At 36.3% G+C, this 9,437-nt stretch carries 9 protein-coding genes; 2 read left to right on the top strand and 7 right to left on the bottom strand.

The features are described from left to right. Positions 1 to 226 precede the first annotated feature (226 nt). A complete protein-coding gene (locus QRN68_RS13835) occupies positions 227 to 931 on the bottom strand; it encodes a response regulator (protein ID WP_285397476.1) in 705 nt (234 codons plus the stop codon). After that, positions 932 to 2,533 carry an ATP-binding protein gene (locus tag QRN68_RS13830; RefSeq protein ID WP_285397475.1) on the bottom strand — a complete coding sequence of 534 codons (1,602 nt, stop codon included), beginning with the start codon at positions 2,531 to 2,533 and terminating at the stop codon, positions 932 to 934. Between the two features lie 405 nt (positions 2,534 to 2,938). Here QRN68_RS13830 and QRN68_RS13825 point away from each other — a divergent pair, with 405 nt between their 5' ends. Further along, complete coding sequence (locus tag QRN68_RS13825) at positions 2,939 to 4,201, top strand: dicarboxylate/amino acid:cation symporter (protein WP_285397474.1); 1,263 nt, start codon at positions 2,939 to 2,941, stop codon at positions 4,199 to 4,201. 208 nt (positions 4,202 to 4,409) lie between these two features. Here QRN68_RS13825 and QRN68_RS13820 read toward each other — a convergent pair whose 3' ends face one another. From QRN68_RS13820 to QRN68_RS13805, 4 genes are all read right to left on the bottom strand, one after another. Continuing rightward, positions 4,410 to 4,889: a hypothetical protein gene (locus QRN68_RS13820; protein WP_285397473.1), complete on the bottom strand. Its 480-nt coding sequence runs from the start codon at positions 4,887 to 4,889 to the stop codon at positions 4,410 to 4,412. Between the two features lie 3 nt (positions 4,890 to 4,892). Then, complete coding sequence (locus QRN68_RS13815) at positions 4,893 to 5,558, bottom strand: potassium channel family protein (protein WP_285397478.1); 666 nt, start codon at positions 5,556 to 5,558, stop codon at positions 4,893 to 4,895. A 284-nt stretch (positions 5,559 to 5,842) separates the two neighbouring features. Beyond that, a complete protein-coding gene (locus QRN68_RS13810) occupies positions 5,843 to 6,298 on the bottom strand; it encodes a TlpA family protein disulfide reductase (RefSeq protein ID WP_285397477.1) in 456 nt (151 codons plus the stop codon). Positions 6,299 to 6,607: 309 nt separating this feature from the next. After that, positions 6,608 to 7,150: a peroxiredoxin gene (locus tag QRN68_RS13805; protein ID WP_285397472.1), complete on the bottom strand. Its 543-nt coding sequence runs from the start codon at positions 7,148 to 7,150 to the stop codon at positions 6,608 to 6,610. Positions 7,151 to 8,083: 933 nt separating this feature from the next. Between QRN68_RS13805 and QRN68_RS13800 the strand changes: the two genes are divergently transcribed. Then, on the top strand, positions 8,084 to 8,614 hold the full coding sequence (locus tag QRN68_RS13800) for a DUF6985 domain-containing protein (RefSeq protein WP_481817450.1): 531 nt from the start codon (positions 8,084 to 8,086) through the stop codon (positions 8,612 to 8,614). Positions 8,615 to 8,770: 156 nt separating this feature from the next. Here QRN68_RS13800 and QRN68_RS13795 read toward each other — a convergent pair whose 3' ends face one another. After that, a complete protein-coding gene (locus tag QRN68_RS13795; RefSeq protein ID WP_285397470.1) occupies positions 8,771 to 9,022 on the bottom strand; it encodes a hypothetical protein in 252 nt (83 codons plus the stop codon). Positions 9,023 to 9,437 lie beyond the last annotated feature (415 nt).

Here is a 9,437-nt window from a genome sequence, read left to right as displayed (position 1 = left end):
TCGCCCAGCCTCCACTCCAATCAACTTATATACATAGCATACGTTTTAACTAATGCCATCCACTACTTTTGGTGATGAGCCGAAATGGTATTTAAATCCCATATATTAGTGAGAATCAAATGTTAAAATTCTCATGGTGAATTAACAAAAGGTTACCCTACAAAAGATGTTTTAAACAACTTTATAAGACAACCAATTCCGATTCCGTGACATCCGCCGAAAGAAGTTAAATATAATATCGATGGATAGGACGTCCCACACTTCCATATTGTATATCCACCTTTAATAAATTTTGTTTTTCTAAAAAATCTAAGTAACGTCGAGCTGTTACACGGGCTGTTCCAATGTATGTGGACACTTCCTCTGCTGAAACCGCTTCGTTGCTTTCTTGAATATAAGCAAGCACTTTATCTAATGTTGCTCGGTTAAAACCCTTTGGTAGATCGTTAATGATAATTGCCTCAGTGACTGGCGGAACAACTATTTGATCAGGTATGCGCTGCTGCATTAGATGATCAACGTCATGTTGTGTTAGATCTTGCATGTCACTTATTTTCTTTTTATACGCTTGATAATTCATTAAAGTTTCCTCAATTCGTTCAAACGTAAAGGGTTTCATAATATAATCATAGACACCTAAGTGTAAAATTCGTTGCACAGTTGGCATATCATTAGCTGCGGTCACAGCAATAACATCAACCGGAAGATGTTCTTCACGTATTTTCCCTAGTGTAATAATGCCATTTTGCTCAGGCATAAAAATATCCATAAAGACAAGATCAGGTTTTAGTTGTTTAATTCTCTCAATACCTTCGATTCCATTGCCAGCATAGCCTATTAGCGAAAATCCTTTGATTTGTTCAATAAATTGCCTGTTCACTTCTCGTACCATCGGATCATCTTCAATTAATAACACTTTAATTACATTCATCTATTCTTCTCCTAACTCAAATAAGATTAAGAAACTTGTCCCTTTCAATAATTCACTCACTACTTCAATATCGCCATTGCCTTTCCTAACAATTTCATGTATTAAATGCAACCCAATTCCACGATTCTCACTTGCCTTCGTAGAAAATCCATTTTCAAACATACGTGCTTGCACCTCTTCAGACATTCCGATTCCATTATCAGAAACAGCAATCGCTAACACACCGTCATGCTCATCTACAGAAATTGCTACATATTTATCATCCTTGGAAAGAACGTTTAACGCTTCAAATGCATTTTCAATTAAATTGCCTAATAAAACAACAAAATCGTGATGATCTAATAAAGGTGGAAAACGTTTAAAATGACTTTTTCGGTCAATTTCCACTTGTATTCCCAATTCCTTGCCATAACTAACTTTACTTAGCAATAATCCTGAAATATTTTCATTATGAAAGCGTTCATTCAAAAACTTCGTTAAAGAGGCTTCATTTTCGGTAGTAGCTGTAACGTATTCAAGAGCTTGCTTTGTATGTCCCAACTGTAGAAGCCCCGCAATCGTATGAAGTTTATTTTTATGCTCATGCGTTTGTACACGCAGTGCTTGAACAAAAGCTGTAACACCTGTTACCTCTTCCGCAAGCTTTTTCACCGCTGTTAAATCTTTAAACATGGCAACTGCACCGACTAACTCACCATTTACAATAATCGGAACTCGATTACTCAAAATACTATGATGATTGATGTATAACTCTTGATCATATACAGGAGTTGCCGTTTCAACAATTTCAGGCAATCGCGTATCCGGCAAAACATCGTAAATCTTTTCACCGATACAATCCTCTATCTTTCTAGTAACGCCTAATATATCTGCTGCTTTTTCATTAAAAATTGTAATATTCATTTCCTTATCAACCGCTATAATGCCTTCATGCATAGCATTGAACGTTTCTGTTCGTTCCACATACATCTTTGCAATCTCATGAGGTTCGAGCCCAAACATTTGCTTTTTAATATGTCGCCCAAGTGTGTATGCCCCCCAAATACTAAAAACAAGTGATATGAGAATAGTAATAAAGATGTCATGCTCATAATTTTGCAATATATCTCTAAAGGTTGGCAGTGAATATCCTACAACAACTATGCCAACTTGTTCTTTTTTATCATCAATGATAGGAACAAAAGCTCGAATCATTACACCGGCTTCCCCTTGTGCCTTCGATACATAATAATGCTCACTAAAGGCAGCATTTAAATCCTGTGATTCACTACGTTTCCCTATTTCTTTACGGACTGGGTGTGATAATTTAACGCGATCCATATTCATCACAACAATATACTCTGCTTTATTAACAACACGAATACCATCTACAATTTTATTGACATTTTTCGCCGCTTCTTTAATATTGTCATTTTTTAAATGCATACTTATCTCTGGCACATTCGACACAGTCCGCGCAACGAGCATAGCACGCTGACCAAAATCCTTTTCTTGCTCAGTTAATAGATTACCAAGTACAAAAATGCCACCAAGTAAAAAGGAGAATGCAATGATTAAAAATGTCACTAACAGTATTTTGCCGTTTACGGGCATTTTCATCATTTAAAGATTCCTTCCTTTCCAATCTGCATTTGCCTAATATACATACTTCTACTAATGATTGATATGCCTTTAAGATTATCTTCAAAAAATTCTTTTGACAACACTTTTAGTTGACATAAGTAAGAGAAAATGATGAACTTAATGAACAATATTACAAAAAAGTGCTATAAAACGGAATTTTCTATCATTTATTATTTTTGTATTATAACAATAATCAATTGGTTTTAGAGTACCATAACAGATTGAATTGTTGAGAACACTACATTTCTTTTAAATTATTGGAAAATATACTTAATGAACGATATGTTTCTTATTTTCTAAATCTCTTTTTTTTAAAAGGATTCGCTATGATAATTCTAGTGAAAACGATATCAAAAAGAAAATTTAGAAAAGAGGTAGCATAAAATGAAATTACTGAAAAATTTGACTGTTCAGGTTATAGCTGCGATCATTTTAGGGGTTATTGTCGGAGCACTCTTCCCTGAGTTTGGTGCGAGCCTTAAAATTTTAGCGGATTTATTCATCAAGTTAATTAAAATGTTAATCGCTCCTATTATCTTCTTAACAGTTGTAATTGGAATCGGTAGTATGGGTGATATGAAAAAGGTTGGGAAAATCGGAGGTAAGGCGTTGCTGTACTTCGAAATTGTCTCTACTATTGCCTTAGCAATCGGGATTGCTGTTGCAATGATCGTTAGCCCAGGTACTGGATTAGATACATCTGGTGCTGCCGAAACTGACATTTCAAAATATACATCGGCTGCGGCAGAGACTGAGCAAGGCTTAGGTGCTTTCATCTCTAGCATTATTCCTGAAAACGTAGTAGGTGCACTTGCAACAGGACAATTACTTCCTGTGTTATTCTCTGCAATATTATTCGGTTTAGCGGCTGCCTCTATTGGTGCACCTGCAAAACCTGTCATTACATTTTTTGAACAAGTGGCAGAAATTTTCTTCAAAATCGTAAGTATGGTCATGAAAATATCTCCAATCGGTGCATTTGGTGCAATGGCCTATACAATTGGTAACTTTGGATTGAAATCGTTAAGCAACTTAGGTCTATTAATGGCTGCAGTATATATTACAATGTTCTTATTTGTAGTCGTTGTTTTAGGCACAATTGCAAAATACTTCGGCTTTAACATTTTCAAATTCATCGCTTATATTAAAGAGGAAATTTTCTTAGTAATCGGTACATCATCATCTGAATCTGCTTTACCTTCAATGATGCGTAAATTAGAAAATTTCGGTTGCTCCAAACAAGTAGTTGGATTAGTAGTGCCAACAGGTTATTCTTTCAATCTTGATGGAACTTCCATCTATCTATCAATGGCTGCATTATTCATTGCACAAGCATACGGCATGGACTTGACATGGATTCAAATCATTACACTTCTTGGGATATTAATGATTACATCTAAAGGTGCAGCTGGTGTTACAGGATCTGGGTTTATCACATTAGCAGCGACACTTGCTGCCTTCCCAATGATTCCAGTAGAAGGTATTGCGCTACTAATTGGTGTTGACCGCTTCATGTCAGAGGCACGTGCCGTAACAAACTTAATTGGTAACGGTGTAGCTTGTGTAGTCATATCAAAATCAGAAAAAGAGTTTGACGTAGAAATGCAAGAACGTGCACTTCAAGGTAAAACTACTATTGTATCTTAGGAACAAATGCGCTAAAGCGCTCGTTTACATCCGACATGCGCTGGAGAGCCCGAAGCAAAAGTAAACGCTCCACCACTTTTGCCCGAGGGATCGAAACGACCTCGAGAATGTAACGCTTTAGCCTAGACGAAAACTATAACCTTGGTTAGTTTCTTTAATAGCAAGAAAGGGTAGTGAGACAGCTTAGTTACTGTTTCACTACCCTTTTTTATTTACTATATTGTTCAAGCAAGCGTTGCGTATTTGTTGATTGCTCAAGTGCTTTTTTCTCTTTTGTCCAATATATTAAATATTGCTTATCTCCAACATTAAAAACCATCTGTTGTAATTCTTTACTTAGCTCAGAGCTAATAGCTACCTTTAAAACATCCACCTCATATAACGGCTCACCCTTAATTTCGTAAACGATATGATAGACTGGCTTCTCTTCAAAAATAGCTCTTTCTTTTTTGCTTAGTTTTTTAACATGGCTTAGAGGACTTTTTTCACTATAAACCGTTGCATCCTTACCTGTTGACTTAAATAAAGATTGCTCGCCTTTAAAAAGCTCAATTGCATCAATTTCTGCTGCGTGATCTAAAATGCGAGAAATAGCCTCTTCCTCATTTTTTTCACGAAAATGCATAGTAAAAGCGACAATAAGTATTATTACAGCAAATATGACTAATTTCCATCTGCGTTTATTCATTTGTTAGTACCCATTCAATACTTTTTTGACAAAGCGATTGATATCTACATCCGCCCCAATGACAAGCATAATATCTCCTAGCAAAATTTTATCACTTGCCTGTGGAGATACGATTATATCTGAACCACGCTTAATGCCTACAATATTAATGCCGTACTTTGCACGAATATCTAAGTCCATAACGGAGTAACCTGCAATCGTATCATTGGCCTTAATCTCCATAATTGAATGTTCATCTGAAAGCTCTAAATAATCAAGCACTGTATTAGACAGCATATTATTGGCAATACGTATTCCCATATCACGCTCAGGATGAACGACAAAATCTGCACCAATTTTGCGCAGTACTTTTTCATGGTAGTCATTCTGAGCCTTTACAGTAATCTGTTGAACACCGATTTCTTTTAAAATGATGGTCGTCAAAATACTAGCCTGAATATCTTCACCAATCGCTACAATCACATGCTCAAAATTACGAATACCTAATGAATTTAATACCGATTCATCTGTCGAATCTGCGATAACAGCCTGTGTGGCAATAGAAGCAAATTCGTCCACCCGCTCTGAGGAATGGTCTATCGCCATAACTTGTGCGCCTTGACTCATTAGTTCCCGGACAATGCTACCTCCGAAACGTCCAAGTCCAATGACAGCAAACTCTTTTTTCATCATTAAAAATCCCTCCGAAAACTACTATACCATTATTGTAACGCATTCTCTGTTATATGTATCGTCAAAACAAGCAACTATTCGTCCCTAAAAGACATCTATCAATTATCCTCGGCATAATTGCGTCTGGAATCGATCGGCTTCACCCCTTTTCGCTCGGGTCATAGCGTTTTGCACTCGACTCCCTCTATACTCAGGTGACATCACAACTGTAGTGATAACTGAAATTATATTTTCACATAAAAAAGACGGGGAATTATTTCTCCCCGCCTCTTAATCTGCTATTATTCTGCGTTGCGCATTTCATCTAAAACGCGATTCACACGTTTTTCTAGCATTTTCATACCGCTACCACCTGCTTGCATGTGACGAAGCTGACCATCTTTATCGAAAACAAAATACGCTGGTACGTATTGGTTTTCAAATGCATCTGTTAACTTTAATTCGCTATCAACAAAGATTGGTTGTACGATGTCATGCTCTGCTGCTACCGATTTGATTGTTTCTAAATTTGTATCTTCCTCAGAGCGTGGCATATGCACTGCGATTACGTTTAACTCATCTTTGTATTGATCACGGAAATTGTTCACATCTGGCATTGCCTCTTTACATAAATGGCAACTAACCGACCAGAAGTGGATTAACGTAGGTTTTTCGCCTACTAATTCCGCTTTTGTTACTTCACCATTTAACCAAGTCGTTGCGCCTACAAGTTCAGGCATTTGTTCACGAAGTTTCATAAAACATTCTCCTTTTCCTTTTTTCGGATCATCATCAAAACTTGTGGTTGATTTCCGTTCCGGCTGGGCGCTTTCCTGGGGGCGTCCGATGAGCCGCTTCGCTTCGCTGCAGGGTCTCATCTGTGACGCTAATCCCCAAGGAGTCGCCCAGCCTCCACTCCAATCAACTTATTTACATAGTAGACGTTTTAACAAAAGTCATCATCCACAATTTTTGGTGATAAACCTTTTTCTATATAGCAAGTTTAAAAAAATCCCCACAAACTTGCTGTGGGGACTCTTTATTTTTGAATGATCTAAAACTCTAAATTAAAGAGTTGCTTGACCTGGGCGCCAGTTTGCTGGGCAAAGACCACCAGTTTGTAAAGCTTGAAGTACACGTAAAGTTTCATCTACATCACGGCCGATGTTGTTATCGAATACAGTTTGGTATTTTAATTCGCCTTCTGGGTTGATGATGAATAAGCCGCGTAGTGCGATACCTTCTTCTTCAATTAATACACCATATTCTTTTGAAATTTGGTGATTTGTATCTGCTGCTAATGGGTATTTTAACTCACCAAGACCATTTTTAGTGCGGTCAGTGTTAATCCATGCTAAGTGAGTGTGGATTGTATCAGTAGAAACACCGATTACTTCTGCATCTAAGTCTTCGAACTCATCGTAACGATCGCTCATTGCAGTGATTTCTGTTGGACATACGAAAGTGAAGTCCATTGGATAGAAGAAAAGAACTGTCCATTTGTCTTGTGCTTTAATGTCTTCTAATGATACTTTACCAAATGATTTGTCTGCAAGTACCGCTTCCATTGTAAAGTCAGGTGCTTGTTTACCTACCATGCGTTCTGCCATTATAAATCCCTCCGATTATATATGTAGTGTATATATTCCATTCGCACCAGCGAACTCGTCTTCTACGATAACAGAGTAATCGTAGTTTTTCAAACAAGTAAGCCTCACTGAAGTACATGATTTAAATTATCTGACAAATTTTCATCAATTTCCCAAGTGGAATGGCTACTACAGCATATTTATTAGCTATTTTTCACAATTTTATTCTAGAATTAACAACATTTCAGCTCACCACCATTACGTTTGGTTGATTTCCGTTCCGACTGGAGCTTTGTTGCTGTCGCTTCGCTTTCGCACAGATAAAACATTTGTTGTTGCTGTCGCTTCGCTTTCGCATGTAGCTTTTGAATAAAGTTCGATTAAAAGTAAGTTGCAATCGCTGATTTTATACAAAAAGAAACCAACTGTTTTGAAACAAAGTTTGATCATAACAGTTGGTTCTTTATTTATCTAGTTTGATTTTTATAATAAAGATTGATTATTTCTGGATGCGAATCTTCAATTAAAGCTCCCCCGTTAGCCATCCATGAAGCGTAAAAAAAAGCACTTCACACGATGATTAAGTTCTTTCATAGGAGTTTAAGTACATTCACACAGACGATATAAAACTACATAAGGACCTTCGTAAACCTAGCAATATACTTTGCACCTGTTAGTTTAAGAGAACCCATGTTACATATGAATATTATTTAGTATAATTCTTTTAGGCTCTGTTAAAGAAAAATGTTGATTAATCGTTAATGAATATGGAGAATGGGTTTCACTATATAACATTGACATTGAGCAGTTTAGTCCAGTAGCATTTTCGTTTCGCACCTATGAAAAGAGTGTTTGCGAAAGATTGTACATAATCTTGGAAGGTTAGTAAACAAATTGAAGTATATTTATTAATCGTAATAAATAGTATGACTTCTCTTTATCAATATTTAAATAATGATGCATGAAAAGGAGTTGATGAAAGTGATAGAAGACCTATCCAAAGAAGAACATGGTATGAGTGGAACCGTCCGTTCTAAATTAGCTGATAAGAACTTAGAAGTGTGGATTGAAGAAGACGTGAGCATTGAGTATGTCAATTTATGTGCAAAGTCTCTAAGCAGTATAGATGATAACCTTATAGAAGACATATGCAAAGCAGCCATCTCTTACTCCGAAGACTTCTGTGAAATGGTTGGACAAGAGCCTCCTAAGATTGAAAAGATGAGGGACATCCTTCAGTATGTAGAATTTGGCTCTATGCTTGTAGATGAGCCAGAGGATAAATCGGTACCAGTTGTCCATTTAACAGGAGGTTGTGAGTGGGAACCAGAGCATGGGATTGAAGTCATTATCCGCAATGGAGAATTAATCTACCTGGGAGCTTACAATGGTGCATGGGCGTGGGGAGAACTGGAACACTATGAGGAAGACTATAACTATGCCTTTGTGGTAAAACAAAGTGTAGATATAGAAAAAGAGAACTAAGATTAATATTAACAACTTGTCCTTTGTTAAAAATGAGCTTGGAGAATCATTTTCAAGCTCATTTTTTCTTGTATTTTTTTTACTAAAGCACCCTATAGTTTAAGAAAGAGATTATAACCTCTTTATATTTTTAAATATTAAATATTGTATATCTTTTTACTTTTCTCCTCTTGATATTGTTTTGTATGCATGGATTATGTTTCCTTGATTATCGTATAGTATAGCTGTACCATCAGTTGCATTGTATTTTTCCATTAATTCATTAACCATATGTTCTTGATATTCTTCTAATTCTTGTGGTGTTATCTTATTACTTGATACTTCTGTGTTATTTTCTTGCGTCAAAATAGAATGAGGAACGAAAAGAACGCTACTGCTGAATAGAATTGTAGTTAATATTTTTTTCATTTATACAGTCCTCCTTTCTCTGTTGTATATTTTTTCCACTTATTAGTCTATATATGTGCAAGTTATGTTATAGAGATGATATTTATTACGTTAATTTTTTGGTCAAGCTGTAAAAATTCACGACATCTACTTACCTCTTGTTGAAATAAAACCATTAAATCCACTATGTAGATGCGATGCGTGTAGCACTAACAAGAAAGATTGGCTGTTACAGGCTCTTAAATGAGATTAAGGAGCTTGTGATGGTTGGAAAGTAGAGTAGATGAATCATGCACAGGTTAATTGTGGCTGTAGGAGCAACTGTGAGAGCATAACAAAAGGACTTGTATATATGAAAATCAATCATAAACACAAGTCCTGTTCTTATCAACCTAAAGCCCCTCGTTAGTTGAATAAACAAATCTATAGTCGGATA

The sequence above is a fragment of the Lysinibacillus sp. fls2-241-R2A-57 genome (assembly GCF_030209535.1).
Classification (GTDB): Bacteria; Bacillota; Bacilli; order Bacillales_A; family Planococcaceae; genus Lysinibacillus.
Note: the sequence above shows the minus strand (reverse complement) of the source record. Positions and strands in the feature narration are given on the sequence as shown.